At 66.4% G+C, this 26,000-nt stretch carries 28 protein-coding genes; 7 read left to right on the forward strand and 21 right to left on the reverse strand.

Features of this window, described 5'->3' with window-relative positions; translation table 11 throughout:
• Positions 1–12 precede the first annotated feature (12 nt).
• A complete protein-coding gene (locus tag IEY49_RS01605; RefSeq protein WP_229780576.1) occupies positions 13–450 on the forward strand; it encodes a hypothetical protein in 438 nt (145 codons plus the stop codon).
• A 115-nt stretch (positions 451–565) separates the two neighbouring features.
• Here the strand turns inward: IEY49_RS01605 and IEY49_RS01610 are convergent, their stop codons facing one another.
• Positions 566–1,342, reverse strand: coding sequence for a DUF554 domain-containing protein (locus IEY49_RS01610; protein ID WP_189003886.1), 777 nt, complete (start codon positions 1,340–1,342; stop codon positions 566–568).
• 280 nt (positions 1,343–1,622) lie between these two features.
• On the opposite strand from IEY49_RS01610, the gene IEY49_RS01615 reads away from it, so the two are divergent.
• A complete protein-coding gene (locus IEY49_RS01615) occupies positions 1,623–1,826 on the forward strand; it encodes a helix-turn-helix domain-containing protein (RefSeq protein ID WP_189003888.1) in 204 nt (67 codons plus the stop codon).
• Positions 1,827–1,875: 49 nt separating this feature from the next.
• Positions 1,876–2,622 (forward strand): hypothetical protein, encoded by a 747-nt coding sequence (locus IEY49_RS01620; RefSeq protein WP_189003890.1) that lies wholly within the window; start codon positions 1,876–1,878, stop codon positions 2,620–2,622.
• Here IEY49_RS01620 and IEY49_RS01625 read toward each other — a convergent pair.
• The 4 genes from IEY49_RS01625 to IEY49_RS01640 are packed head-to-tail and all read right to left on the reverse strand — an operon-like array spanning position 2,567 to position 6,289.
• Positions 2,567–3,535, reverse strand: a complete 969-nt coding sequence (locus tag IEY49_RS01625; RefSeq protein ID WP_189003892.1) for a phosphotransferase enzyme family protein — start codon at positions 3,533–3,535, stop codon at positions 2,567–2,569. The genes IEY49_RS01620 and IEY49_RS01625 overlap by 56 nt on opposite strands.
• Positions 3,532–4,749 (reverse strand): cytochrome P450, encoded by a 1,218-nt coding sequence (locus IEY49_RS01630; protein WP_189004224.1) that lies wholly within the window; start codon positions 4,747–4,749, stop codon positions 3,532–3,534. Before IEY49_RS01630 ends, IEY49_RS01625 begins: the two co-directional genes overlap by 4 nt.
• Positions 4,750–4,787: 38 nt before the next feature.
• Positions 4,788–5,663 carry a DivIVA domain-containing protein gene (locus IEY49_RS01635; RefSeq protein WP_189003894.1) on the reverse strand — a complete coding sequence of 292 codons (876 nt, stop codon included), beginning with the start codon at positions 5,661–5,663 and terminating at the stop codon, positions 4,788–4,790.
• Positions 5,660–6,289, reverse strand: a complete 630-nt coding sequence (locus tag IEY49_RS01640) for a YggS family pyridoxal phosphate enzyme (protein ID WP_189003895.1) — start codon at positions 6,287–6,289, stop codon at positions 5,660–5,662. Before IEY49_RS01640 ends, IEY49_RS01635 begins: the two co-directional genes overlap by 4 nt.
• 260 nt (positions 6,290–6,549) lie before the next feature.
• Between IEY49_RS01640 and bamA the strand changes: the two genes are divergently transcribed.
• From bamA to IEY49_RS01660, 4 genes are all read left to right on the forward strand, one after another.
• The gene (gene bamA / locus IEY49_RS01645) at positions 6,550–9,105 is read left to right on the forward strand and encodes an outer membrane protein assembly factor BamA (protein ID WP_373291829.1); all 2,556 of its coding nucleotides are present in this window, start codon (positions 6,550–6,552) and stop codon (positions 9,103–9,105) included.
• A gap of 186 nt (positions 9,106–9,291) precedes the next feature.
• On the forward strand, positions 9,292–10,842 hold the full coding sequence (locus IEY49_RS01650) for an Rqc2 family fibronectin-binding protein (protein ID WP_189003899.1): 1,551 nt from the start codon (positions 9,292–9,294) through the stop codon (positions 10,840–10,842).
• An 80-nt stretch (positions 10,843–10,922) separates the two neighbouring features.
• On the forward strand, positions 10,923–11,285 hold the full coding sequence (panD, locus tag IEY49_RS01655; protein WP_189003901.1) for an aspartate 1-decarboxylase: 363 nt from the start codon (positions 10,923–10,925) through the stop codon (positions 11,283–11,285).
• 102 nt (positions 11,286–11,387) lie between these two features.
• On the forward strand, positions 11,388–12,749 hold the full coding sequence (locus tag IEY49_RS01660; RefSeq protein ID WP_189003903.1) for an HD-GYP domain-containing protein: 1,362 nt from the start codon (positions 11,388–11,390) through the stop codon (positions 12,747–12,749).
• Between the two features lie 24 nt (positions 12,750–12,773).
• Here IEY49_RS01660 and IEY49_RS01665 read toward each other — a convergent pair whose 3' ends face one another.
• The 16 genes from IEY49_RS01665 to IEY49_RS01740 form a co-directional block, all read right to left on the reverse strand.
• A complete protein-coding gene (locus IEY49_RS01665; RefSeq protein ID WP_189003905.1) occupies positions 12,774–13,676 on the reverse strand; it encodes a carbohydrate kinase family protein in 903 nt (300 codons plus the stop codon).
• A 40-nt stretch (positions 13,677–13,716) separates the two neighbouring features.
• Positions 13,717–14,229, reverse strand: coding sequence for a GNAT family N-acetyltransferase (locus IEY49_RS01670; RefSeq protein WP_189003907.1), 513 nt, complete (start codon positions 14,227–14,229; stop codon positions 13,717–13,719).
• 14 nt (positions 14,230–14,243) lie between these two features.
• The gene (locus IEY49_RS01675) at positions 14,244–14,771 is read right to left on the reverse strand and encodes a Rieske (2Fe-2S) protein (protein WP_229780577.1); all 528 of its coding nucleotides are present in this window, start codon (positions 14,769–14,771) and stop codon (positions 14,244–14,246) included.
• Positions 14,772–14,851: 80 nt separating this feature from the next.
• The gene (locus tag IEY49_RS01680; RefSeq protein WP_189003909.1) at positions 14,852–15,895 is read right to left on the reverse strand and encodes a c-type cytochrome; all 1,044 of its coding nucleotides are present in this window, start codon (positions 15,893–15,895) and stop codon (positions 14,852–14,854) included.
• Complete coding sequence (locus IEY49_RS01685; protein WP_189003911.1) at positions 15,892–16,386, reverse strand: cytochrome c-type biogenesis protein; 495 nt, start codon at positions 16,384–16,386, stop codon at positions 15,892–15,894. Before IEY49_RS01685 ends, IEY49_RS01680 begins: the two co-directional genes overlap by 4 nt.
• Positions 16,383–16,961 carry a TlpA family protein disulfide reductase gene (locus IEY49_RS01690; RefSeq protein ID WP_189003913.1) on the reverse strand — a complete coding sequence of 193 codons (579 nt, stop codon included), beginning with the start codon at positions 16,959–16,961 and terminating at the stop codon, positions 16,383–16,385. Before IEY49_RS01690 ends, IEY49_RS01685 begins: the two co-directional genes overlap by 4 nt.
• Before the next feature lie 52 nt (positions 16,962–17,013).
• Positions 17,014–18,990, reverse strand: coding sequence for a heme lyase CcmF/NrfE family subunit (locus tag IEY49_RS01695; protein ID WP_189004230.1), 1,977 nt, complete (start codon positions 18,988–18,990; stop codon positions 17,014–17,016).
• 25 nt (positions 18,991–19,015) lie between these two features.
• Positions 19,016–19,492 (reverse strand): cytochrome c maturation protein CcmE, encoded by a 477-nt coding sequence (ccmE, locus tag IEY49_RS01700; protein WP_189003915.1) that lies wholly within the window; start codon positions 19,490–19,492, stop codon positions 19,016–19,018.
• Positions 19,489–19,623 (reverse strand): heme exporter protein CcmD, encoded by a 135-nt coding sequence (ccmD, locus tag IEY49_RS01705; RefSeq protein ID WP_189003917.1) that lies wholly within the window; start codon positions 19,621–19,623, stop codon positions 19,489–19,491. Before ccmD ends, ccmE begins: the two co-directional genes overlap by 4 nt.
• Positions 19,616–20,326 carry a cytochrome c biogenesis protein CcsA gene (gene ccsA / locus IEY49_RS01710; RefSeq protein WP_189003919.1) on the reverse strand — a complete coding sequence of 237 codons (711 nt, stop codon included), beginning with the start codon at positions 20,324–20,326 and terminating at the stop codon, positions 19,616–19,618. Before ccsA ends, ccmD begins: the two co-directional genes overlap by 8 nt.
• A 97-nt stretch (positions 20,327–20,423) precedes the next feature.
• The gene (locus IEY49_RS01715; protein ID WP_189003920.1) at positions 20,424–21,158 is read right to left on the reverse strand and encodes a heme exporter protein CcmB; all 735 of its coding nucleotides are present in this window, start codon (positions 21,156–21,158) and stop codon (positions 20,424–20,426) included.
• Positions 21,155–21,805 carry an ABC transporter ATP-binding protein gene (locus IEY49_RS01720; RefSeq protein ID WP_189003922.1) on the reverse strand — a complete coding sequence of 217 codons (651 nt, stop codon included), beginning with the start codon at positions 21,803–21,805 and terminating at the stop codon, positions 21,155–21,157. The genes IEY49_RS01715 and IEY49_RS01720 overlap by 4 nt, the downstream gene beginning before the upstream one ends.
• The gene (locus IEY49_RS01725) at positions 21,802–22,482 is read right to left on the reverse strand and encodes a cytochrome c biogenesis CcdA family protein (RefSeq protein ID WP_189003924.1); all 681 of its coding nucleotides are present in this window, start codon (positions 22,480–22,482) and stop codon (positions 21,802–21,804) included. Before IEY49_RS01725 ends, IEY49_RS01720 begins: the two co-directional genes overlap by 4 nt.
• A gap of 70 nt (positions 22,483–22,552) precedes the next feature.
• The gene (locus tag IEY49_RS01730) at positions 22,553–22,948 is read right to left on the reverse strand and encodes a penicillin-binding protein (RefSeq protein ID WP_189003926.1); all 396 of its coding nucleotides are present in this window, start codon (positions 22,946–22,948) and stop codon (positions 22,553–22,555) included.
• 114 nt (positions 22,949–23,062) lie between these two features.
• Positions 23,063–25,474, reverse strand: a complete 2,412-nt coding sequence (locus IEY49_RS01735) for a transglycosylase domain-containing protein (RefSeq protein ID WP_189003928.1) — start codon at positions 25,472–25,474, stop codon at positions 23,063–23,065.
• A 52-nt stretch (positions 25,475–25,526) separates the two neighbouring features.
• Positions 25,527–25,913: a response regulator gene (locus tag IEY49_RS01740; RefSeq protein WP_189003930.1), complete on the reverse strand. Its 387-nt coding sequence runs from the start codon at positions 25,911–25,913 to the stop codon at positions 25,527–25,529.
• Between the last annotated feature and the right edge of the window lie 87 nt (positions 25,914–26,000).

A 26,000-nucleotide genomic window follows, 5' to 3' on the forward strand; every position in this document is an offset into this window, starting at 1 on the left:
ACGCTGCGGGGCATGCGCCTTCCAGTGATGGTTCTGACCCTCGGGGTCCTGTGCGTTCAGGCGGCACATGCCCACGGAACACCTGGTCAGTCGCCTGTGACCTCGCCGATGACTGCAGTGCGGGACCCCTGGCCGACAGCGGCGGTACTGACCAGGTTGCTGACCCTCCCCGCTGCAAAAGCAGACGGCCTGCAGATGGCGAAAGACCTCAGGCTGAACTCGCTTCAGGTTTCCGAACTGCGCCGGCTGGCCGCAAGTGAGTCGGCTTATGGCCGCGCCGGTCGTCGGGTCATCGGCCGTGAGGAAGCCGCCCGCCTCAACCACAACCTGCTGCATATGAATCAGGAAAAGGACCGCAAGGTACGGGTGGCACTGGGAGAGCGTTACCCGGCTTTCAGGGCGTGGATTCGGGAGTGGTGGCAGACACAGGTGGTTCAGGCCCGGAGCTGATCAGCGGCAGGACCGCTGGCACAGCATGCCCGTGACAGGCTGCATCAGAGAGTCTGACTTGTACCACTGAGCCGACGTTGCAGCAGCTGGCATGAGGAGCCGGCACTGCATTTGCTCACGGCAGCAGAAGTCGGGTCAGCCACAGCGCAAGAGGGGCGATCAGAAGTCCGGGCAACAGACTGCCGACCCGCACGCGGCGGTCTTCCCAGCCCAGGCCGGCCAGCATCAGGTTCCAGCTGATTCCGGCGATCATCAGGCCACCGGTACCAGTCAGAAGCAACACAAAGGGATTTGTCTTGAGCACCGATGGGTCGGCTCCGCCCAAAAGACTGGCGGCAAAGTAACCGGCAGCCACGCTGATACCGCCCTGCACCACCAGAATGGTAAGGGTGCTGAAGCCCACCCCGATGCCGTAGGCTCCGGCCAGGGCCAGCGCAGCAATACCGTCCAGGGTGCTTTTCAGGACATAGGTGCTGTTGTCACCGGTCAGTCCGTTCTGCAGGCCTCCCACCACGGTCATGGGTCCGATGCAGAACAGCAGACTTGCCGCCACAAATCCCTCGGTAAAGCGTCCCCCGCCTCGGAAGCGGCGCTTGAGGCTGTCGCCCAGTCGGCCCAGGGCCTCTTCTATGCCCAGCGCCTCTCCGAGCACGGCACCCGCCGCCAGGCTGATCAGGGCCAGAATCACTCCGGGAATGTTGCCGCCATTGGTGCGGTTCAGGTTGCCGGCCATGTCAAGGGCAATAAACAGGGTCACGAGGCTGAGGGTCTGCAGCAGCGTCCGCTGAGTGCGTTCGGGCAGACGACTTCCCACCGTCAGACCCAGCAGGGTTCCCAGCAGCACCGCAGCAACATTGACGAACGTGCCTGACAGTTGTTCCACGAGACTCATCGGGGGCGACTGTAGTGCATGGGCCGCGCCATGGTTTGCTGGTGTGTTCCCACGCAGCGCGTCACGTTGGCGCGCCTGACCTAGAGATCCCCTTGAGAATTGACATCAGGCTGACCGGGCGTATGGTACGCTCCGCGCAAGTTGAAACGTGTTGCCTGCCCTATTCTCTGCCAGCGTCCCGATGCGGGCGGGCCAGGCGGCGCGCGGAACATCCTTGAATCTGAAATCTCGTGTGGGGCTGCCGTGTGGTGGCCCCACGCTCTTTTGGAGGCCTGAGACTATGACCCTATCCGATCAGTTCCAGAACCTGCCCAAACTCCTGAAAGTCAGCGAGGTGGCCGACTTTACCGGTACTCACGAACGTACGGTCCGGCGCTGGATCCGGGACGGCCGGCTGGGTGCGGTGGAACATCCCAGTGGCTTGCGGGTGCCGCGCCGCTCGCTCTGGCGTTTCCTCGGCCTGGATATGGCCCTGAGCGCCTGAACCGGCCGGGCTGGGGCTGATCGCCCTCCTGAAGACTTACACTGCCGGCGTGAATTCCGGCCCGCCACCGTCGCAGAGTTTTCAGGACCTTCGGACCGCCGTGGCTGCGCATGACTATGCAGCAGCCACAGTACTACTGGAGGTCCTGACTCCGGCATACCGCCAGCAGGCTGCGCCGCTGGCACTCCAGCTGGGTCAGCCGCGTCTGGCCGCTGCCTGGACCGACCAGCCTCTGCTTCAGGTAGCGGCGCTTTTGCGTCTTGGTGAGCCGGCCGCTGCCCTGGAGGTGCTGCGGGAGCAGGGCCAGTCGGCCCGGCCAGCTGCTCTGCGGGCCCGCGCCGTATGGCAGTTACAGCAGCAGGACGCACGATCCTTGGCTGAAGAGGCGCGGCGACGCGCCCAGGCAGAGGGTGACGCTGCGGCCCTGGTCGCTGTGGCCACATTGCGCGGGGAGCAGTGCCTGGAGGATCCCTTCGCTGCGTTGCGGGCCCTGGCCGAAGGTCTCAAGATCGCAGAACTGACCGGTGATCCTGCCGACGCCCATCTGCTTGCTGTGCTGGGGCATGCCCAGTTGCGAATGGGCAGTGGCAAGGGCCGGCGCACGGCCGAAAAGGCTTTAGAGCGCAGCCTGCCGGCAAGCCCGGCGCGGGTGCTGGCCTTGCTGGCGCTGGACCAGCCAGAGGAAGCGATGGCTCAGGCAAGCTCCGGAGAGCTGGCAGCGGTGTGGTGGCGGGGGTTTATCACTTCAGGGTCTGCCAGCGGGTCAGAAATGGGACATACGGTGGTGGACGGATAAACCTGCGTGGACCAGGATTGCCGTTCAGATAGACACTTTCATAAGTCCAGACATTGCGTTCCTGCGACATGGCGTAGAACCGCGCGCCGTTTTGCAGTTCGTCGCAGGGCAGGGGAAAGTGGGCCCGGTAGGCACACAGAAAGGCCCGACACAGCTGAGGGAGCAGCTCCAGACTCAGGTCAATGGTCCGGACAATCTCCCAGGCCCGGGGCCCACGCCGGGTCTGCTCCCAGTCAGTAAGTGATGCAGGCTGCCAGTCCTGAAAAAACACGTTGCCGTCGTGATAGTCACCATGCAGGAAGCGGAACGGGAAGGAGGGCACCACATCCCGCAGGGGTACAGAACGGAGGTGTGCAAGACGTTGCCGGGTGCGCGTCAGGGCCCACCGGTCTATCTCCTCCAAGACGGGAAGAGACAGGATCGCCTGCTCGATTCTCTCCAGCCGTTGGGCGGTATGCTCCACGCTGGAGGCGCATAGGACAGGCACGGCAAACGGCACCTCTGCCGGCAGGCGGCTGTGCACCTGGGCCAGAAAAGCTCCCAGAGCGGAGGCGGTCTTCATGCACAACGCGCTTCGGGGGATAGGGGCACCGGCAGCCTGCGCGAACAGCGCGGCCCAGGCACCATCGGCCCCGGTTCCATGCAGCCGGGCCACGGTATTTCCATCATGGGCAGGCAGCAGCGCAGGGGTGGGAACGCCACTGGCAAGTGCGACCGCAATGGCCGCGTGCTCCCGATCGATCTGTGTCCGGTCTGGCGTACGGTAAACGCGCAGGTGATAGGTGCCGTCTCTGGTCTGCACGCGGTAGGCCCCATTGATGCTGCCTCCGCACACAGCCGTGATCTGCCGGACTGGTCCGACAGACCACAGGGTTTCCAGACCTTCTGTGAAGGTGGCGCCTGCTTCGTTCACCCGCTCTGCACGTCCAGGCGGGCCAGGCCGCGAATCACAAAGCCGCCGGTGTATTGGGCGGCTGCGCCAGCCTCCTGAAGCCGCAGGTCCGGCATGGCTCGGCACAGTGCGCGCAGACTCAGGGCCAGCTCCAGCCTGGCCAGCGGCGCGCCCAGGCAGTAGTGAATGCCCAGGCCAAACGTCAGGTGTGGATTCGGATCACGGCTCAGGAGCAGCTCATCGGGGCGTTCAAAGCGGCGCGGGTCGCGGTTGCCACTGGCATACAGCAGGGTCACCCGGTCGCCGGGCTGGAGGGACACACCAAAAAGCTGCGTCTCTTCCAGCGCGATCCGCTCGAACATGGGCAGGGGCGTGTCATAGCGCAGCAACTCCTCAATGGCGAGGCGGAACAGCGGCAGGCTGTCCTCCCGGGGTGCGGCGTCCACCAGGGCCTGCCAATGCTCCGGCTGGCGCAGCAATGCCAGGACGCCAGCCGACAGGCCGTTGACACTGGCCTCATGACCGGCGTTCAGCAGCAGAATGCAGGTATCGATCAGCTCCTGTTCGGTCAGCCGGTCGCCGCCTTCTTCAGCCTGAACCAGGGCGGTGATCAGGTCATCCTGGGGCTGGGCCCGGCGCTGGGCTGCGAGCTCGCGCAGCAGGGCGCTGAAGTCCAGTACAGCCTGCTCGGCCTCGGCCTGTGCCCGGGGGGACACTCCAGGTTCGTATAGCTTCACGATGGCGGCCGACCAGGGCCGCAGATGGCCGCGGGCCTCCTCCGGCACACCCAGCAATTCGGCAATCACGGTCACGGGCAGGGGCTCGGCGTAGCGCTCCACCAGATCAAAGGAGCCCGCGCCGTGCAGGCCTGCAAGCTGAGCACCCAGAATATCCTCGATACGGCCCTGCAGACGTTCGACCCGGCGTGGCGTGAAAGCCAGCTGCACCAGCGAGCGCAGGCGGGTGTGCTTGGGCGGCTCGCTATCCAGCATGTGGTTGTTGTTGAAAGCGTCGAAATTGGCCTGACGCGGGTCGGCCGGGGGCCAGCCCAGTTCGTCGCGGGAATAGCGGTGCAGGGCGCTACGTCCGAATCTGCGGTCACGCAGGAGGGCACTGATGTCGGCGTGGCGGGTCAGCACCACTCGCCCCATACGCGGGTCATAAAAGACGGGCGCCGACTCACGCAGATCGCTCAGCAGTCCATAGGGATTGCGGATGAAGGCCGGGTCTTCCAGGGGTAAGGAGACCTCAGGCAGCCCGGCAACCTGACTCCTCACAGGAACTGCTGGCTTTTGACCCGGACCCCATCGGGCGTGGCGTCTTCAGCCGGTGCATCGGGATCGGTCTCCGACGGGTCCTGCCCCGTGTCACCCGGTTCGCGGTTCTGCGAGGCCAGTTGAGGCCGTTCCGCCATCCCTGGTGGGAGCATGGCGGCGTTCATCATGCGGGTCAATTCGCCGGGGCGTACGCCGGACGGCACCGGTCCATCTGGAAGCGGGGAGGGCGGCAGGGCGTCACTGGGCAGCAGCGCGCCTTCCGGCAGAACATGCTGGGTGGAAAGCTCGGTAAAAGAGGCCATCAGCGCGCGGTAGCCGCTGAGGAAATGGGCATATTCCTGTCGGGCCGCGGTGAGGCGACTGGTCAGTTCGGCATGACGCTCCAGGTAGGTGCGTTCCAGCGAGGCGAGGCGCTCGGCCTGAATGCGCTCACGTTCCAGAACCAGCTGGTGGTGCTGCGTTTCGAGTTCAGCGAAGCGGGTGCGGAACGCCCCCTCCAGGGCAGCCATGCGCGCGCCGTACTGCGCCTCGAGTTCCACATTGCGGGCCTCGGCTTCGCGTAGCAGGCTCTCGCGCTGGGTCGTGGCCTGAGCCACCAGTAGGTCGCTTTCCCGCACTGCGTTCTCGCGCAATTCGTGACCGATGCGCTCAGCCGCCACCACCGCGCGGCGGATTTCGTCTTCAGCCTGACGCTGCTCTTCTATCTGACGTTCGAGTTCCTGCAGGTACTCGCTCTGGGTGTGCTGGGTCTGCAGCATGTCCTCGAGCTGATCGGCAATCTGGGTCAGAAACGCCCGCACGCTGCCGCGGTCATAGCCGCCCAGCCGGGAGGGGAAATCCTGATGACGGATATCGAGGGGGGTAAGTTTCATGTAAACAGACTCCTTCCCACCCGGACCAGGGTGGACCCGGCTTCCACGGCCAGGGGATAATCGCCGCTCATGCCCATGCTGAGTTCACTCAGACCCAGGTCATGCGCGCGGCGCGCCGTGTCCTCGAACACCCGGCGGACCTGCGCTTCATCGCCTTCGGGTGCCATGACCATCAGCCCACGGACCATGAGACCGGTTTCACGGGCCCGGGTATAAAACCCGGTCAGCTGATCCGGGTCCACGCCATGTTTCTGCACCTCGCCATTGTGCACCTGAATCAGTACGTCCGGGGCCCGTCCCCAGCCCTGCGCTGCCTGAGCAATAGCCTCGGCCTGCCAGACTTCCTCCAGGCTATGCACCAGTGTCACAGGCCGCAGATACTTGACCTTGTTGCGCTGTAACGGGCCCAGGTAATGCCATTCCAGGTCCGGACGTGCCGCTGCCTTGTCACGCAACTCCTGCGCCCGGCCCTCGCCAAGAGGGAAGGTGCCGTACTTCAGGACGAACTGCTCGATGCTGGGAAAGTCCTGCCCCTTGGTGACCGCCACCAGTCGGGCACTTCCTGCCTCGCGGCCCGACGCGGCCTCAGCCTCCCGGATGGCCGCGAGCACCGCTGGCAGGCTCACAGAACCCCGCCCGTGACATCATGCATGCATAAGGAAAACACGGGCTATTCTCACCCACTGGCTGCCTCCGGCTCAACCCAGTGAGCAAACCCCCACCGGTGGGCACCAAAGCCGACAGAACAGCGCAGCAAACCTTCACCCTTCTCAGAGATGAAGCGGCAAGTGTGAGCAGAGCGTTTGCCGCGTTTCGCCCGGGCTCTCAAATGCCCGGGCCAGTTCAGGAACGATGAGGCTACTCTAGGAGAAGAATGCGACACCCCATGACTCTTGCCGTGACCGTCCTGATGGCTGCGCCTGCCGTGGCACAGACGGCCGGGACTGTGCAGGACATCACCATCGTCGGTACCAGCGAGCTGCTCGCCAATTTTCTGCGGGCCACCCTGACCGTTCAGCAGGGCGCACCGCTGTCCAGTGTCAACGTGCGGCAGGTCGAGCAGGAAGTAATTGCCAGTGGATATTTCAAGACGGCCGTGGCCGAACTGCGGACCGTGGGCGGCCGGGACACCCTGGTCGTGACCGTCACGCCCAACCCCACCATTTCCAGGGTCGATGCCACCGGGCTGACCTTCCTGCCAGCAGAAGGCTTCAAGAAATCAATTGGTGAACTGCTCAACGTTGCGCCGGGCGCCACGCTGAACACTCAGCGAATCGAGCAGGCCAAGGAAGCTCTGGCTCAGAACTACCAGAGCGAGGGCTACCCGTTCCAGCCCAGCATCAGCAGCGAGGTCAAGACCAACGCCGACGGCAGTGTCACCGTGAACTTCGTGGTCGATGAGGCCGCCAAGATCAGCCGTGTAGAGGTCAGCGGCGTGACCCTGCTGCCGCAGAGCACTGTTACCGGCATTTTCAAACCGCTCTATGACGCCAAGCGCTTCACCCCTGAAACCTTCTTCCAGGCTGTCGAAGGGCTGCAGCAGGCCTACACTGCGGCCGGAATCCTGCAGGCCGGGGTGGACAGCCGCAACACCACCCTGGAAAACGGCGTCCTGAAGGTCGCCGTGATCGAAGGCAAGGTCGCCGACCTCGACCTCAGCGACCTCGGCAACCCCCAGGTGACACTGCAGACCCAGCTGGGTCAACCCCTGAACCTCGAGCGCCTGCGTGCCGACGTGCGCGCGCTGTCCAACCAGACCGGCAAGCCGGTGGGCTTCGCGATTCAGCCCAACCCTCAGGATCCGTCTCAGGTCACGGTGATGTTCGGTGCCGCTGATATTGCCACGGGTCCAGTGCGCAGCATCAGCGTGCGCGGCAACACCCTGGTGCCGAGCGCGACGCTGCTCGCGGCCGTCAAGACGAAGGTCGGGGACACTTACAGCCCGCAGCTGGCGCAGGACGACTTCCTGGCCCTGCGCGACGCGTACCGCAAGGCCGGCTACGAGATCAGCACCCGCGATGCCATCACCTTCCAGGAAGGCGCCCTGACCTTCAATGTCCGCGAGGTCAAGCTGGTCGGCTATGAGCTGCAGTGGCAGGGCAAGCACTCCACCCGCGACCGCGTGATTCTGCGTGAGCTGCCGGCGCCGGGCACCGCCTACAACCAGAAGACCATCCAGGAGGCGCTGGGGCGGATCAGCCGCCTGGGCTTCGTGCGTCCCGTGGGAGCCACGGTCAAGAGCGACCCTCAGAACCCCGAGAACGTCACATACGTACTGACCCTGACCGAGACCGCCAACGGTATCCCGGTCAACCTGGCCCTGTCCTACGACAGCCTGGCCGGTGGCCTGGGCGGCGAGGCCGGCTACAGCAACCCCAACGTGTTTGGTCTGGGCCACAACTTCAGCCTCAACGCCGGGGTACAGCAGAACGAAGCGCGGCAGAACTTCGTGGGCAATGCCAGCTACACCATTCCCTGGCTGGACCTGGACTTCCTGGACTTCCGCCGGACCCCCACCAGCCTGAGCTTCAACGTGGGCAGCAACGTCGCCGGGAACAATCCGGTGGTGCAGCCCGGCAACACCACCGATGCCGACAAGACCAACGACAGGGGCACCGACACCGGCTACGACTACACGGTGCGGACCACCGGCTTCAGTGTCAATGCCGGGCGCAACCTCTCGCAGTACCTGCGGGCCAATGTGGGCGTGGGCGTATCGCAGCGCACCTACTTCCTGGAGCCGGTGCAGAAGGCCGACAAGCCCGCCGAGGGCGTGACCCCCGAGGCCGCCGCTGCGCTGGTGCCCGACCGGTCGCTGACCACCAATCTGACGGGCGGCCTCAACTACGACAGCTCCGACAACGCGGAATTCCCTACCCGCGGCGTGCGTGCTGGCCTGAGTGCCACCTATTCCTTCGGCCGCAGCGGTGAGACCCCTCTGGGCTGGACCGACGTGCAGAGTGGCGCCAGCACCTACTACGGCTTTGGCCGCATCATGGAGAAATCTGGGGGCGCGACCAGCCGTCAGCAGGTCTTCGCCGTGCGTGCCAACGCCGGCACCACCTTCGGCAACTACCCCGAGGGCACCGGCTACTCGGTCGGCGGTGGCAGCAGCCCGGTGGCCGCCCGTCAGATCCGCGGCCTGGCAGACGGTGAACTGTTCGGCACGAACTACTTCACTACCAGCGCCGAGTACCGCTATGACTTCGGCCTGAACGCCGGGATTGCCCAGGGCCTTTACGGCGTCGTGTTTGCCGACGCTGGCAGTGCCTGGGGAACCACCAACAACCCCAACTTCGACCTGAAGTACGGCATCGGGGCCGGCGTGCAGCTTGACCTGGGCTTCGGCGGCGCGCGCCTGCCCAGCCTGCGCTTCGACTACGGCTTCAGCCCCCAGAACGGCAGCGGCAAGTTCTACTTCCGCCTGGGCAACTTCTGGTAACCACCTGACCTGAAGGGTGACAGTGTGCGGCGCGCCTTCCTGCGGGAGGGCGCGCCCGCTTTGCTGTGGTGTCCGGGCTGTGGAAAGGGCCGCCCGAGGTCCGCATGACTGCTGTGGATGTCAGGAGCCGCGCTAGCATGCCCGGATGACTGCCTCTGCCTGCCACTGCCCTTCTGGAGGCCCCCTATGGAAGGACTGATGCTGGCACGGGTCCTGCGTGACCTGCAGCCTCACCTGCCGGCCCGCACCCTGGGCTGGGCCTTTCCGGACGAAACGACGGCCGCGCTATTGATCGAGGGACTGGGCAATCTGGTGCTGTCCTACCGTCCTCCGCAGCCGGTGCTCTTCGTCTCCCGCGAGCGCCTGCGGGGCGATGCGCGTAGCCCCTTTCAGCGCTATCTGGCCGCGCGGGTCCGGGGGGACCTTTCGGCGGCAGGCCAGCTCAAGCTCGACCGGGTGGTGGCGCTGCACTTTGCAGGCGAGACCGGCTTTGTGGATCAGGCACCTACCCGGATCGTGTTCGAGGTGACCGGCCGCAACGCCAACGTTCTGGTCCTTGAAGATGGCGAGGGATTCAGCGGGCGCATCGTCATGGCCGCGCGCGAGATTACCGGCAGCCGCAACCGCTTCCGCACCATCCGCACAGGAGGTCAGTACAGTCCACCGCCGCCTTACGACAAGCTCGACCCGCGCACCATGAGCGACACCGAGGCTCAGGCACTTTCGGGCCTGCCACTGGGCCGTTGGCGCGAGAAGGTGGACGGACTGGGGCCGCTGCTGAGTGCCGAGCTGGCCCGGCGGGCCGGACTGCCCTTCTCCAGCCCACCGGGCGACGCCTGGCCCCAGGCGCTGGCGGCCCTGCGTGACGTGGTGGCCGATCCCACCGTCAGCGAAGGGGTCATGCACGGCGGCGCCCGCGAGGCTGCGCGCACCGAGAAAGCGGCGGCGCTGCGCAAGGCCCTGCGTGAACCTCTGGAAAAGCGGGTGACGCTGCTGACCAACCAGCTCAGTGACGTGACGCGCGCCGAGGAAGGTCTGGAGGCTGCGGTACAGGACCGGGAGGAGGCAGATCTGCTGATGGCCTACGCCCACACCATCGAAACCGGCAGCCATGTGGCGGTCCTGCCCGCCTTCGATGGCAGCGGGGAGCGGCCTGTCAGCCTGGAACCGCAGCTGAGCGCCATCCAGAACGCCGAGAAGCGCTACACCCGGGCGCGGCGCCGTGAGGAGGTCTACGAGCGTCTGGCTGAGCGTGAGCCGGTGCTGCGTGCCGAACTGGACGAGGCCCGCGCCCGCGTGTATCAGCTGGAGCAGGCAGAACTGGAAACCCTGGAAGCGCTTGGAGCCCAGCTGCAACAGGAGCGCCCGGAAAAAAGCCAGTACGGGGCGCGTTTCACGACTCCCGGCGGCTTCGAGGTGCTGGTGGGCCGCAACAACAAGGAGAACGCCACCCTGACGCACCGGGTAGGCCGCTCACTGGACTACTGGTTTCATACCCAAGGATACCCGGGGAGTCACGTGCTGGTACGCACGGGGGGGCGTGAACTGCCTCTTCCGGACATTCTGTATGCCGCGCAGCTGGCCGCCGCTCACAGCAAGGCGCGTGGCAGCACCAACGTGGCCGTGGATTACACCCGCATCAAGTACGTCTGGCGTCCCAAAGGAGCACCGGCCGGTCAGGTCCACTACACCGACCAGAAGACCGTCTGGGTGGACGGGGTGGCACCGGAAGCCTGAACAGCTGCTCTGTCCCTTCCTGGCGAAACCTTGAACGCATCTGCAAGACAGCGCCCCGCGGGCAGGTACAATGCTGCGTTGTGGAACGCATCATGTTCAGGGCCAAGATTCATCGCGCAACCGTGACCCAAGCGGACCTGGATTACGTCGGCAGCGTGACCATCGACCAGGACCTGCTGGATGCCGCTGACATCCTGGTAAACGAGAAGGTCGATATCTGGAACATCACCAACGGCAACCGCCTGCATACCTATGCGCTGAGCGGTCCGCGCGGCAGCGGGGTGATCGGCATCAACGGGGCGGCGGCTCACCTGATGCGGCCAGGGGACATGGTGATTATTGCGGCGTTCGGAAACTTTACCGAGGAAGAGGCCCGCGTCCTGGAGCCCAAAGTGGTTCTGGTTGACGCCAGAAACCGCCTGCTGGAACTGCAGCCCGCCTGAAGGCAGAAGGCCTGACCTGCGACCTGCTCTGAACGCCGCCAAAGACCGTCCCACCCGGTGGCGGGGGACGACAAGCGCCGTCCCGGCTGCTACCATCAGGGAATGTGGCAACGCTCACCCTGGCCCTCCAGCCTGACGCTGGTAGGGGCAGGCCTTCTGGCGGCAGGGACCCTGACGCGCAGCACGCCGCTGATGGCTGGCGCCGCCCTGGTGATGGCGCTGTCGGCACCGGTGGAGGTGCCGGTCAAGCGTCTGGCGGTGCTGGCGGCCTATCCGGCGGCCTTTGTCCTGACCCTGATGTGGCCTGGGACAGACCTGGGGGCAATGGACGTGCTGGGCGCCCTGCTGGTCAGTGGTGGAGTAGGTACCCTGGTGGTGCGCCGGCAGCAGGCGGTGCAGGACGAGCACTGGCAGCAGCGGGTCGTGACGGCCCTGCACCAGGGCAGCCAGCATCTTTCCGAGGCCCGGGATTCGCGGGGCATGATCCGTGCTGGGCTGGACACACTTGACGCCCTGAAGATCGCGCCTCATCTGGCGTTTGTTGCCTACCGGGGCGGCACCCCGATGATTCTGGCGGGGCGGGGTGCCTACCGCGCGGTGGTGGATACGCCGATTCATCCGTCAGACGCAGAGACGGCCAGCCACAGTGTGCAGACTGATCACCTTGTGGCCGAGCAGGCGCTGGCCCTGCTGCCGCCCGAGGACCGGCGGCACACCCACATGGCGCCGGTCTACGGGCACGCCGGGGTGCACCTTGGCATCCTGCTGCTCAGCCGCTCGGAAGACCTGCCATTCACCCCGGAAGAACACAACGCCGTACAGGCGTTCGCCCGGCTGCTCGGTGGACAGCTTGGGCAGTGGCAGGCCATCTGCGACCTGCGCGAGGCCAACGATCAGACGCTACGGGCCCTGGGAGCCGCCCTGGAGCACCGGGACGACAACACGGGCGGTCATACCGGCCGGGTCGTGGGGCTGTCCATCCGGCTGGCCCGGCACCTGGGCTGGAACGAACGCCAGATACACGCGCTGCGCTGCGGCGCTTATCTGCATGACCTGGGAAAGATCGCCATCCCCGACCACATCCTGCACAAAGCCGGTCCTCTGAACGAGGAGGAAAGGCGGATCATCCAGACCCACGCGGCCCGCGGTCACGACATGCTTCAGGACCTGCAGTTTCTGCCGGCTGAGACCCTGGATCTGGTGCGCTATCACCACGAGCGCTGGGACGGACACGGCTATCCGGCGGGGTTGCGAGGCCATCAGATTCCCGAGGTGGCGCGGCTGTTCAGCATCATTGACGTGTACGACGCCCTGACACATGCCCGGCCCTACAAGGCGGCGTGGTCCCGCGCCCGGGCGGCGCAGGAACTCCGGCAACAGGCGGGCCGGCAGTTTGACCCTGCCTATGTCGAGGCTTTTCTGGAACTGATCGTGGAGCGCGACGAGGCTCAGCTGGTCAGCTGACCCGCTCCACAGAACCTCCGAAGTTCAGGGGCTCAGGGCCTGCAGATCTGCACGGGTCGGCGCGTAGGCGCCGGCGCGCGCACAGGCCGCCGCTGCCGTGCGCAGGGCGAACTGCAGGTGCTCGGTCCACAGGGCCTGGGGGCGGTCCGTGGCACTGACCAGCAGTCCGGCACACAGCGCGTCTCCTGCGCCGACGGTATCGACCACCGTCACCCTGACGGCCGCGACATCGGCCCGGCCAGCCGAGTGGTAGAGGGTAGCCCCTGCGCCGCCGCGGGTAATCACGATGGGACAGCGGGCGTTCATGCCACGCAGGTCACGCAGGGCGTCGGCCTCGCTGAGGCCCGGGAAGAAAAACCGCAGGTCCTCGTCGCTCAGTTTGATCAGGCTGGCCTGACGGGCCACCCGCGCGAAGACCGCCGGGTAGTCCGGATGCCGATGGGTGATGCGGGCATTCGGGTCGAAACTGATCCTGACCCCAGCCGAAGCGGCCCGGTCCATCAGGGTCAGCAGGGTATCGGCCAGGGGCCAGCGGCTCAGGCTGATTCCGCCCAGATGCAGCCAGCGCGCGTGGGTCAGCCAGCCTTCAGGCAGTGCCGCCGGGTCGAACTGCAGGTCAGCGCTGTTTTCACCCAGGAAGCGGTAGGCCGGTGGCTGGATGCTGTACACCACCGCCATCAGGGTCGGGGCGTCCACGCGCTGAAGGAAGCGCAGGTCGAGCCCGGACTCCACGCTGGACGCCTGAAGGTCATCCCCGAAGTTGTCCAGGCCGATGGCACCGGCAAACGCACTGGGAATTCCTAGCCGGGCACAGGCACGGGCCACGTTCCAGCCCGCTCCACCCGGGTGGGCGGTCCAGTTCTGGCCACCGGCGGTCACCAGATCGGTAAGGGCCTCTCCGGCGCTGACGATGAGTGGCCATGTCATGGTGGCATGCATGGTAGCGCCTGCTGTGGCTGTGCCCACCTCAGCCGGCGCTGCCCGTCTGGACCGTCAGGTCATACAGCGAGACCGCCCAGCTCTTGACGACGCGGTCTGCCACGTGCCGGAAGCCGAAGGTCTCGTACACGGCGCGCAGTCTGGGCCTTTGGGTCGCGGTATCCAGCCGCAGATGGGGTCGCCCGCGCAGGGCGGCCTGCTGTGCGGCGTGTTGTAGCAGCGTCTGTGCCAGTCCCTGGCCCTGGACTTCAGGATGCACTGCCAGCTTATGCAGGTACAGGGCTTCTCCTGCCGGAGCTTCAGGCCAGAACAGGGGGTCGTCTTCAAGAAGCACATAACAGCCGACTGGCCGGTCTGACTGCCAGGCCACGTGCCATCCGTGCTCCGGGTAGTACCGGCCCAGCCGGTCGGGTGTCAGGCTCGCGGGGGGCCAGAGTTCCTCGCCGCGCTCAACGCGGTCCAGTGCGCTGGCCATCAGGACACTGGAGGCGGCCTGCACGTCGCCACGGGTGTAGGTCAGCAGAGGTGGAGACAGAAGCATAGCCCCAGTCTGACTCAGGTGCCCAGTTGCGGGGCGGGTTCGATGCCCGTCGCATAGATCTCGGCGCCGCGCAGTTCCAGGCGCACCCGGGGCAGCGGGCCGTTGGCCTTGCCGAAAACCGCAGCCCCCGCCCGCAGAGGGTCAAACACGCTGTAATGGCAGCGGCAGCCCAACTGCGGATGCTGTTCACCGCGAGGGGGCCGGTAATTGAAGGCAAAGGCCAGCACTTCAGGGTCCCGTACCAGATTCACGGCGCAGCCCAGATGGGTACACACCCGCGAGAAGGCCACCAGATGTGTGGCCTCTGACACCTGCAGCCCACCCGGGACCGCCTGTGGTACCCGCAGCAGCGTGCAGGGACGCCCGGCGTAGGTGAAGTTCACCTCGGCCCAGTCCCGGGGTAGTGCCGCCAGTGCCGCGGCGCGCATGGCTGGCCCTGGCTGAAAACCGGGTTCACCGGCGCCGCGTTTGCCCAGCGTGACCCGGGAGGCGTACCAGCCCATAAATCCAAAGGCCCCGGCTGTGCCCGCCACCGGCAGCACCCACCAGCGTTCCAGCAGGGCCCGCCGGGTCAGCCGCTTTGCACCGGTGGGGGTGTGAGGTGCCGGGTGGTCCGGCAGGATTACTCACCTTCCTTCTGCCAGCGCTGCATCAGGTCCAGCAGGCCGTTCAGCTGCGAGGCACTCAGGTCGGGGAACGCCGGCATGGCGCCGCGTCCCTGCACGGTGATCTGGCGCAACTGCTCGCGGCTGAGTGTGCTGGCCCGCAGGCTAGGGCCCAGGCCCCCGGCTCCGGTAGGTCCATGACATGAGGCGCAACTGGCCGCGTAGGTACGCAACGTGGGGTCTTTTGTGTTCTGCCGCGCACGGATGGCGGTAATCATCTCGTCGGCGTCTCGGCCCTTGGGATCCAGGGTGCGGTAGCGCTCCAGTGCGGCCAGAGCGTCGTTGTCCTGGCCGAAGCGCGCGAAGGCAAAGCCCAGCAGCAGGTGCGATTCTGCTTCCTCGGGGGCCAACTGGGCGGCCGTCCGGATCAGCAGCGCGGCTTGATTGGCTTCGTCGGGACTGAGTTCGCGTCCGGTACGCTCACCCCCGGTCAGCAACAGGATGCCCAGCCTCCGAAGCGCCTCCGGCTGACGCGGATTCAGCTTCAGGGCGTTGCCGTAGGCGGCCAGAGCCTGGTCATAGGTACCGGAATCGAAAGCCGCCTTTCCCCAGGCCATGTATGCACTGGCGTCCTGGGTACGTTCGGCTTCAGCTTTCAGCCGGGGCAGATTCAGGACTGCCAGCACGTCCTGGGCTTCACCCGCGTCCAGCGACTTGAGCTGCCAGCGGGGAACGAAAGTCACCGCGCCCGCCACCGTGAGCAGCGCTGCCAGGGCCACACCGGTCAGCGCCATCCGGCGAGTCCTCCCAGCGTGTGACCGGGGAGCCGGAGGCAGATTGTCCAGCTCACGCAGCGTCAGTGCCGCACGCCGTTCCAGATCCGGACGCCGGGCTTCGTCCGTCAGGTTGCCCAGTTCGCTGTACAGCCGGTCACGCTCGGCTTCCAGCGCGGCGCGGGGCACCGCATCAGGGTCCGGCGCCGTGCTGCCCCGCAGCGGCGAGAGCATCAGCACCCCGGCAGCCACCACGATCAGGAACAACAGAATCACGCTCAGGATCATGGCTGCTGCTCCCTCCCGTTCCCGGGCAGCCGCGCGGTGTCGCGCTGCACCTGGGCCAGGAAAGGATCAAAAGGCTCGGGGTCGGCCACCGGCGGGGCGGCCATGGGTGCCGGGCTGCGGCGCCGCAGGACCCGCCACAGCACCGCGCCACCCGCGCCCAGCGCCAGCAGTGGCGCGCCCCACAGCAGCACTCCGGCCCCTTCCTTGGGAGGATCGAGCAGCACGAAGTTTCCGTACCTTTCCACGAAATATCCGTACACATCGCGGTCGCTGCGCCCGGCGGCCACCTGCTCACGGACCTCGCGCAGCATCTCGCGGCTGATGTCGTTGGTGGATTCGGTAATCGGCACGCCGGTGCAGATCGGGCAGCGCAGATTGGTGCCCAGGCGCTCGGCGCGGGCCTCCTGGGCCGGGCTCAGCTCAGGGGGAGCGGCAGCCGCCAGCGTCAGCACAAACGCCGGCAGGGCAATGAAGCGCAGGGTCCACCTCACAACCCCTGCACCCCAATTTTTTCCAGCCCCACGTTCAGGCGGGCGCGGTCCAGCCCGCCCCGGTCCACATGCCGGACAACGCCCTTGGCATCGATAAAGACTGTTTCCGGAATGCCGCCCACGCCGTAGTTGATCGCCGTCCGGGCTTTCGGATCGCGCAGGTTCGGATAGGCCAGCGCGTACTCCTGGATAAAGGTCCGCGCCGCGTCTTCACGCGGCTCCTGAAACAGCACGCCCACAAGTGCCAGGCCGGTGCCGGGTGCCTGCCGGGTGCTGAGGTCACGGAACAGCGGGGCTTCTTCACGGCACGGAACGCACCACGAGGCCCAGAAGTTCACCACGACGGGCCGACCTTTCAGCGACGAAAGGCGCAACTCCGAACCGTCCAGGCTCTGCAGGGTGAAGTCCGGCGCCGCCCTGCCGACCAGGGGACCACCCGTAGTGGCATCGTCGGCAGGCCGTAACAGGGCCACCCCCAGCACGCCGACCAGCCCCGCAGCAATCAGGGGGGGCACAAGGCGTTTCCAGGTCGGGACAGGCGCGGGGTTGGCAGAGGGTGAGGCGGGTTGAGTCATGACAGGGATTCCTTCGAATGCCGGGCCGCCGTGCAGCGCCCGCGGCAGGAGGTCAGTCGGTGGCAGGGGCCAGGGCGGCCGGCACCCGGCGAGCGACAGGATGGGGGGGGGTCACCAGCGTCAGGCCCGCCCCCAGGCAGATGATCAGCGTGCCCCACCAGATCCAGGACACCAGCGGGCTCTGAATCAGGCGTACGCTGGCCCACTGGCCGTCCGGGTCCACGCTGGTCATGACCAGATAGGTGTCACCCAGCAGGCCATAGCGCACCGCCGGGGCAGGGAAGGGCGTGCTGCCGGACTGCGTGTAGGTGTTCATGCGGGTCTGGAAGGGGCGGCCATCAATGGTCACCTGAGCCACCCGTGAGTGACCAAAGCCGCGGTCCACGACGTCCACACGTTGCAGTCGGAGCTGTTCGCTCAGCAGGGTCACGGGAGCACCCAGGTTCAGCGTGACCTGCGCGTCGCGGCGGTAGGCGGTGCTGAAGGCCAGCCCCAGGGCCATTACCAGCAGACCGATATGGGCCAGGTAGGCGCCGTAGCGGCGCGGCTGGGCACGCAGGGTGCCGATCAGGCTACCGCTCTGGCGCGCCGCCCGGCTGGTCAGCAGGCCCAGGCCCACCAGGTTGTAGGCGCTGAGCGCCACCGTGAGCAGCACGCCCCAGCCGCGCACCCCCAGCCCAAAGGCCAGCAGCGCGGCGCCCAGTCCAGCCAGCAGCAGCGGGCGCAGCGCACGGGCCAGAGACTCGCCCTCAGCGCGGCGCCAGGGCAGCAGCGGCCCCACGCCCATCAGCAGCAGCAGTCCTAGGCCCAGCGGAATGGCAAAGGCGTTGTAGAAGGCAGGGCCGACACTCGTGTCGCGCCGGCCCTGCGCGAACTCCACGAAGGTCGGAAACAGGGTGCCCAGCAGCACCATGAACGCGAAGACCAGAAAAAGCCAGTTGCCGGCCAGGAAGGCGCCCTCGCGGCTCAGAGCCGCCGGGGGCTCGCCCTCGTCACGCAGGTGTGGGGCCCGCCAGGCGGCCAGCCCAATTCCGGCGACCAGCAGAAACGCCAGAAACCCCAGGAACACCGGGCCCACCGGGCCACCGGCAAAGGCGTGCACGCTCTGCACGATGCCGCTGCGGTTGAGGAAGGTCCCCAGCACCGTGCTCGCGTAGGCCAGCACGATCAGCCACACGTTCCAGGACCGCATCAGACCGCGCCGCTCCTGAATCTGAACAGAATGCAGGAAGGCGGTGGTCAGCAGCCAGGGAATCAGGGAGGCGTTTTCCACCGGGTCCCACGCCCAGTAACCGCCCCAGCCCAGGGTTTCGTAGCTCCACCAGCCGCCAGCAACGATGGCCGCGGTCAGAAAGGCCCAGGCCACCAGCGTCCAGCGACGGGTCACTACCACCCAGTGATCGGACAACCGGCCTGTGATCAGCGCCGCTACTGCATAGGCGAACGGCACGCTCAGCCCCACGAATCCCAGGTACAGCAGCACCGGGTGTATGGCCATCATCCAGTGGTTTTGCAGCGCCGGGTTGGGGCCACGGCCGTCAGAAAGCACCGCTGCGACCGGCGTAAAGGGGGAAGCCACCGTGGCGCACACGCCCACGAAGAACAGCAGGCTGACGAACATTGCTCCCAGGGCCCACGGCCGGAGGGCGTCGCGGCGCAGGGTCAGGCTCAGGATGAATGTAAAGCCTGCCAGCAGCCAGGCCCACAGGAGGATGCTGCCCTCCAGCGCGCCCCACAGGCTGGTCACTTTTACCCAGGTAGGGGAGGCCCGCATGGAATGCTCGGCGACGTAGCGCACCGTGAAGTCGTCTCGCAGCAGCCCGGCCATCAAAACCAGGCTGGCCAGACTCAGCAGGGCAAAGACCGCCCAGGTCGCCCGGCGCGCGGCCTCGGTGGCGCGGGCGTCGCCACGCCGGCCGCCCACCACCGAGAGCCACAGTCCGGCCAGGGTAAACGCCAGGGCCGAGAGCAGCGCCAACTGGCCCAGCGCTCCCAGCGGACTCGCGGAGAAGGAAATCAGGTTCAGCATCTCACCAGCTCCCGGCATGGTCGCCTCACTCGGACTGCTCAAGCAGGTCGCGGAGTTCAGCCTGCGTCTTGGGCACGTCGTACTGCTCGCTGTGTTTCACAATCAGTTCGCGGGCCTGGAAGGTCTGGCCCTCGAACTCCCCACGCACGACCACGCCCTGGTTCTCCTTGAACAGATCACTGACGGCCCCGCGGTACTGGACCGGAAAGCTGGCGCTGCCGTCCGTGACCGTAAAGCGCAGGTCCAGGCTCTGCGGGTCGTACTTCACGGCCTTGACCAGCCCACCGATGCGCACCGGGCGGCCCTGGAGCTGCGCGGCCTGCTGCTGGTATTCGGTCGGCGTCACGAAGTACTCCAGACTTCTGTTGAGGTTCCCGAAGGCGATGAAGCCAGCCAGGCCCAGCAGGGCCGTGATGCCCAGCACGGTCGGCAGTGGATTGCGTTTGCGCCGCCGTGCCTGTGAAAGCGGAGGGGGTGAAGAGCCGGAGCCTGGTCTGGTCATGACGGCCCCTCCTCTCCAGAAGTCTCGTTGGGCATGCCCTTCAGGCGCCACCAGATCCAGACCAGGTAGCCCACCAGCAGCGCCAGCGTCACGCCGTACACGATGACCACATAAGCCGAGTACTTATCCACGTGCGCCCTCCAGGCCCCGCAGGTCTTCCATCAGTTCGCGTTCCTCGCGCGCCTCTTCACGGGCCGCCAGAATGCCGCGTACCCGCAGCAGATACAGGTACAGCAGGGTAAACGCCCCGGTGGCCACCAGCAGGACCCAGCCGTACACCGGCGCCGCCTCAAAGCTGACCTTGCCCAGCAGGCGCAGGGTCTGGGTCTGGTGCACGCCGCGCCACCATTCCACAGCCATGTAGTTCACCGGCACATACAGCGTGCCTACAATGCCGATCACGGCGGACACGCGGGCCCGGCGGTCGGGGTCGTCAATCAGAGTGCGGATCAGCAGGTAGCCCCCATACACCACCAGACTGAGCGCGGTGGTAGTGAGGCGGGCGTCCCAGACCCAGTACGTGCCCCAGGTCGGCTTGGCCCACAGCATGCCCCCCAGGATGGTTGCCAGCGTGAACAGCACGCCGATCTCGGCACTGGCCATCGCCAGCCGGTCCCAGCGCCGCTGACGGCGCACCAGGTACAGCAGGCCGAACAGACCGGTGCCGCCGTAGGCCAGATAACTCAGCCACGCGGAGGGCACATGAACGAACATCAGCCGCACCAGCGAGCCCTGATTCACGTCCAGCGGCGCCATCAGGCCGAGGACAACAGCCACCACCAGGGCCAGCAGCGTGGCGCCGCCCAGCAGCGTTGTCGTGAGGTCTTTTCTCATTACGCTCCCTATTCTGCCCCGCGCCGATTCGCGGGGCCGTGAATACCTGCACCATGCCGCCTGGGGGCCCCGGAAACAAGTGCGACTGTCCCCGAAACTATCCCTCCAGCGCGTAGGGAAACAGCAGTGTGGCCAGAATGACCGTGCCCAGATCGAAGGCCCCGAGGAACGCCAGCCAGCTGGTCACTTCAGGGCTCCATCCGGTCGAAAGGAGGGTCGAGGTCGCCTTGACCGTGGCAATCACCACCGGAACCAGGATCGGAAAGGCCAGGGCCGGCAGCAGGGCCTCACGCGCGCGCAGGCTGACGGTGATGCTGCCGTAGAACGTGGTCCCGGCTGCGAAGCCCAGCACACCCAGCAGGGTGGTCAGAACCAGGGCCGCCCACGGCACCCCCCGACCGGCTCCTGCTGCGCCAAACAGCACCAGTCCCGCCGGCAGCGTGAAAGCCGCGACCAGCAGCAGCGGCCCCAGAAGGCCCAGCAGCTTGCCCAGATACAGGGCGCCGTGCGGGCCGGGATACAGGGTCAGCTGTTCCAGGGCGCCGGCCTCCTGCTCCAGGGCAAAGGCCCGCTGCGCCCCCACCGCCGCCGCCAGTGCCAGGGCGGTCCAGACAGCGCCGGCCGCCGTCCCCGCCGTCTCCTCGACTCCACGCCCGACATTGCCGCCCTGCGCCAGTCCCAGCACCAGCAGCACCAGTCCGGAAAAAAATGCGGTCGCCAGCAGGGTGTCGCGGGTGCGGCCAGCCACCCGCAGGTCCTTGGCAGCCACCGCCATCAGACCGGGCCACCCCGTCCTCTGTTGTGCGTTGTCGTGGATGACGGAACGGCTCATGCCTCAACCAGCTGTCCGCTGCCCAGCACCAGGGTCCGGGGGGCGATCTGCCGGGCCAGGGCCGGCTCATGCGCGGCAATCACCAGGGTTACCCCAATGTGGCGCAGTTCTCCCAGCAGCTCCTGGACCAGGGCGCGTCCGGCGTCGTCCAGGTTGGCAAACGGCTCATCCACCAAGGTGACCGGGCGCCGCAGCAGATGGGCGCGCGACAGCGCCAGCCGCTTGCGCATGCCGGCCGAAAGAAAACGGCCTCTACGGCCTGATACCTTTTCGAGCCCCACCCGCCGCAGCGCACCGTGGACATCACCGGTCTGCCCGTGCATCCTCAGGGCAAACTCCAAGTTCTCGGTGCAGGTCAGGTCCGGGTACAGGCCCGCATCCACCGGCATAAGGTGAACGAAATCACGGACCGCGCGGCTGTCGCGCAGATCGAAATTCATCACGCGACCCTCGCCACGGGTGGGGCGCAGCCCCGAAGCCAGCAGACGCAGCAGGGTGGTCTTGCCTGCGCCGTTCTCGCCCAGCAGTGTCACGCCCTCACCGACCGGCACGTCCAGCGTGACGCCGCGCAGAATGACCTCCCGGCCCAGGCGCAGCCACACGTCGCGCAGTTGCAGGGCATAGGGTGGGGAAGCAGATAAGCTCAAATACGCATCCAGTCCGGCATGATGCTGAAGAAGAACGAGGCCAGACGGGTAAATTCGCCGCTGAGCATCAGCAGGCCCACCGCCACCAGCACGACCCCTCCCACCTTCTCAAAGACCGGGGCGTACCGGTTGAGGCGGCGCAGGTTCAGCCGGTGCCACAGCAGTGCGGCCAGCAGGAACGGCAGCGCCAGCCCCAGCGTGTAGGCGGCCAGCAGCAGCACACCGCTGCTGAGACTGGCGCTGCTGGCTGCCAGGCCCAGGATGCTGCCCAGCGCCGGTCCCAGGCAGGGGCTCCAGCCGAACGCGAATGCCGCGCCCAGGGCCACCGGGCTGTAGTTGCCCGCCCCGGCTAGGGCACGGGTGTCCCGCATCAGGATGGGCAGCCGGATCAGGCCCAGCATCACCAGGCCGAAAAACACAATCAGACCGCCGGCCAGCTGCCCCAGCAGAAACTTGTGGGGGGCCAGCAAGGAGCCCAGCGTGCTGGCCGTCGCTCCGAGGGCAATGAATACCAGCCCGAACCCCCCGATGAATCCAAGCGCCCTTGCCAGCGGCGCGCGGGCTCCTACGATGGCCCCCAGATAGCTGGGCACCAGCGGCAGAACACACGGACTGAGAAACGATACCAGTCCCGCCAGAAAAGCCACGGTCAGCGTCGGAGCGCCTGTGGAGACCATGGGGCGAGTCTAGCGGTTGGCATCAGCTCACGCCGGGGCGCGCGTCCCCCTTGCTCTGGCCCGTCAGGGACTATTCCATCGGGCCCAGATCGCCGGTGAAGGTGCCTTCCCAGGCATTCAGGATCCGTTCGCCCTGCACGAGCAGCACAGTCGGGTACGCGCCGACCTTCAGGGCCCGTGCAAAGGCAGTGGCTTCGGGTCCGCTCCAGGCTTTCAGGCCTCCGGGCGCGGGAGACTTGATGTCCTCCACGTTCACCGCACGCACCGGCAAGCCGCTGGCCAGCACCGCCGACCAGAGGTCACCCAGGTCACCGCAGTCGTGACTGTAAACCACAACCACTTCCCGCCCGGCCGAGGTCCAGGGGTGGGCTGGCAGCGTGTCGCCCAGCCGCACCCGGGCGTCGGCGTGTGAGACTCCCAGGGCCAGCAGCAGCGAGAGCAGCGGTGCACGTTTCATGGCCCGCATGATGCGCCCTTCGGCGCCAGGAATGCATGACCAACATATGAGAGCCCCTTCCCAGGACGCCGGAGCCCATACGGGAAGGCGGTTGGAAAGGGGCAGGTGAACCCGGTGACGTGGTCAGGGCGTGGTTGGCGGGCTCTTTGGTGCCGGGGTGCCAGTTGGAGGTTTGCCCAGGGGTTCGGTCTTCGCTTCGGGGGCTCCGCCTTCGTTGCGTGCAGCTTTCAGGGCGTCCGGGTCCGGCTTCTCGTCGGCCAGGGGCTTGGGCGAATCGTCGGGGGCATAGGCCGGCAGTTCCTCGACATAGATCCGGCGCTGCACCACGTTCTGGGGCGGCGTGAACTCGGTCGCCAGCCGGTTGGTGCTGCGGTCCAGACTGATGATCACAGTCCGGGGGTCGCTGCTGACCCGCGCATAGGACGTCTCGCGGTAGACCGTGGGAGGAGGCGCCTGCGCCTCAGTAGTGGTGTTCGCAGCGTCGCGGTAGCGCGGGTCCAGGAATGCCATCTTGACGCCCGGCAGGTAGCCTGGGTCCGGAGCCTCGTCAAATACGATGCCCGGAGGTGGTGTGAACTGCGTCACGCTGCGCCCGGCGTGGGCCAGCTCCATCATGCGCCTCCAGATAGGTGCATTGACCTCTCCGGAGTAGTAGTTCACCGGCATGTCCCCGCCCTTCTGCTTGCCTACCCACACCGCACCCGTGTACAGCGGCGTGGTGCCGACGAACCAGAAGTCCTTGGGACCGTTACTGGTTCCGGTCTTGCCGGCCACGGGCCAGTCGCCGAACTTCGCCTTGGTGGCCAGGCCGCCCTGTGCGGGGGTCAGGTCATTGACCACCCCCTCGATGAGGTTCAGGCCCAGGTACGCAATCTGAGGCGTCCATACCCGCACGGGTCGCAGTGGGTCATTCGCCGCGTCGTACAGCACCGCGCCGCGGGCGTTGGTCACGCGCGTGATGTAGCGGGGCGCCCGGTAGCCGCCGCCGTTGACAAACGGAGCGTAGGCGGCCGCCATCTTGATTGGGGTCGTTTCCACCGCACCCAGCGCTGCCGCCAGCCCGGTGCCGTCGTTGGGCGGAATCCCCAGTTGGCGGATCTTGGCGAACAGGGTCTCGAGCCCGATACGGTCGGCCAGCCGGACGGTCACCAGGTTCAGGGAGCGGTCCAGCGCCTCGCGAATGGTCATGTTGCGGTAGGTGGTGGCTCCTTCAAAGTTCTGGGGCTCGTACACACCGTCCTTGCAGCCCACTGGGCAGGGGAAGGATACCGGACGGTCCTCCTCGCGGTGGTCCTGGCGCAGGCCGGTAGACAGGGCGGTGGTGTACAGCAGCGGCTTGATGGTCGATCCGATCTGACGTTGTCCCTGCGCGGCGTTGTTCCAGTCGTCCGGTGGCTGCGTGCCATTGAGTTTCTGGCCGACCATGCCCAGCACCTCAGCGGTGTAGGGATCCATGATGGTCGCGGCCAGGGTCGCGCCCGGGGGCAGACCACTCGCCTCGCGGCTGGCGGTTTCCACAGCAGTCTGAATCTTGGGGTCCAGGGTGGTGTAGACCCGCAGGCCACCTGAGCCGTACACCACGTCCTGCCCGAAGGTGCGAACCAGTTCCTGCTCCACCTGCCGGACAAAGTGGGGCGCACGGGTGGAGGTAACCGCCTTGAGTTCCTTGGCAGAAGGGTCCACCAGCTTGGCGCTGCTGATGTTCCCTGCGGCGTCATAGGTGACCTGCCACCCACGCGGCTGTAGTTTTTCCTGCCAGGCCGCGTCGGCCTGTGCCTGGGTGATCCACTTGTCTTCCACCATGCGCGCCAGCAGGATTTTCATGATGGGCCGCACCGCTTTGTAGTCGAAATAGCGTCCGGCTCTGGGCACCAGCGCGGTCAGATAGGCACTTTGGGCCAGGGTCAGGGCCTTGGGCGTGGTGCGGAAGTAGGCCTGCGACGCCGAGTAGATGCCGTACAACTCGACCGGGCCGCCGTCGCCCCAGTAGATGGTGTTCAGGTAGTTCTGCAGAATCTCCTCTTTGGTAAAGGAGCGCTCGATCTGCACGCTGAGCATCCATTCCTTGAGCTTGCGGTCGGGGGTCCTGGCCTGGTTGTACTCTTCGAGCAACAGGGTATTTTTGACCAGCTGATTGGTCAGGGTCGAACCACCCTGCACGTTTTCGCCCTGCGAAAGCCTGCGGAACTGGCGCAGCAGGCCGTAAGGGTCCAGGCCGTAATGCTCGAAGAAGCGCCGGTCCTCATTGCTGATCAGCGCCGAGATCATAAACGGGCTGATTTCATCGAGCGTGACCAGCGTGCGGCTGATGGCCTGCTCGCCGATCTTGGGAATCAGACTGCCCAGCGGGGTGTTGTCGCGCGCGTACACCTTGGTCTCGGCGCCCAATGAGCGGGTCAGGTTATCGAGCTGCCGGTAGTCGGGCAATTCGCGGGCCCATTTTCCGGCGTATGCAGCGGCAACCCCCAGTCCCGCGACCAGTGCGGCCAGCAGGAAGGAGGTCAGGAATTTCAGGAAACGCACCAGGAAGATCATGCGGCAAGCTCCGTTCGGGATGGAATGTGGCGTTGTGGGCTCGGGGCAGGCATCAGTGGCGCCGGGCCTCGATCAGCTGGTTCACGCGCCCGCGCAGGTTCTTTCCGGACAGTGGTTTGTACACCACATCGTCGGCGCCGACCATCCGTGCGTGATCCCGGGTATGGTCATCGTCGAACGCAGTCAGCAGCAGCACCGGGGTGTCTTTGAGCCTGGAAATCCTTTTGACCCGTGAGCAGATCTCGAAGCCGTCCATGTGTGGCATTTTCACGTCCAGTAACATGGCGTCCGGGGTATTGTCCCGCAGGTACTCCAGCGCGGCGCGGCCGTCGCTCATCGTCACAATCCGGTGTCCATCCGCCGACAGAATGACCTCCAGCATGGTCCGGATGGCAGGTTCATCGTCCGCGACGAGAATGGTGTACGGCATATCGCCCATGATAGTGCAGCCGCCTCTTTGTGCATGGTGAGGTGACTCGGCCAGGGAAAGAGGCTTGGGGAAACAGGTCTGCCCCCGGAGCGGCAT

It is taken from the genome of Deinococcus malanensis (assembly GCF_014647655.1).
GTDB lineage: Bacteria > Deinococcota > Deinococci > Deinococcales > Deinococcaceae > Deinococcus > Deinococcus malanensis.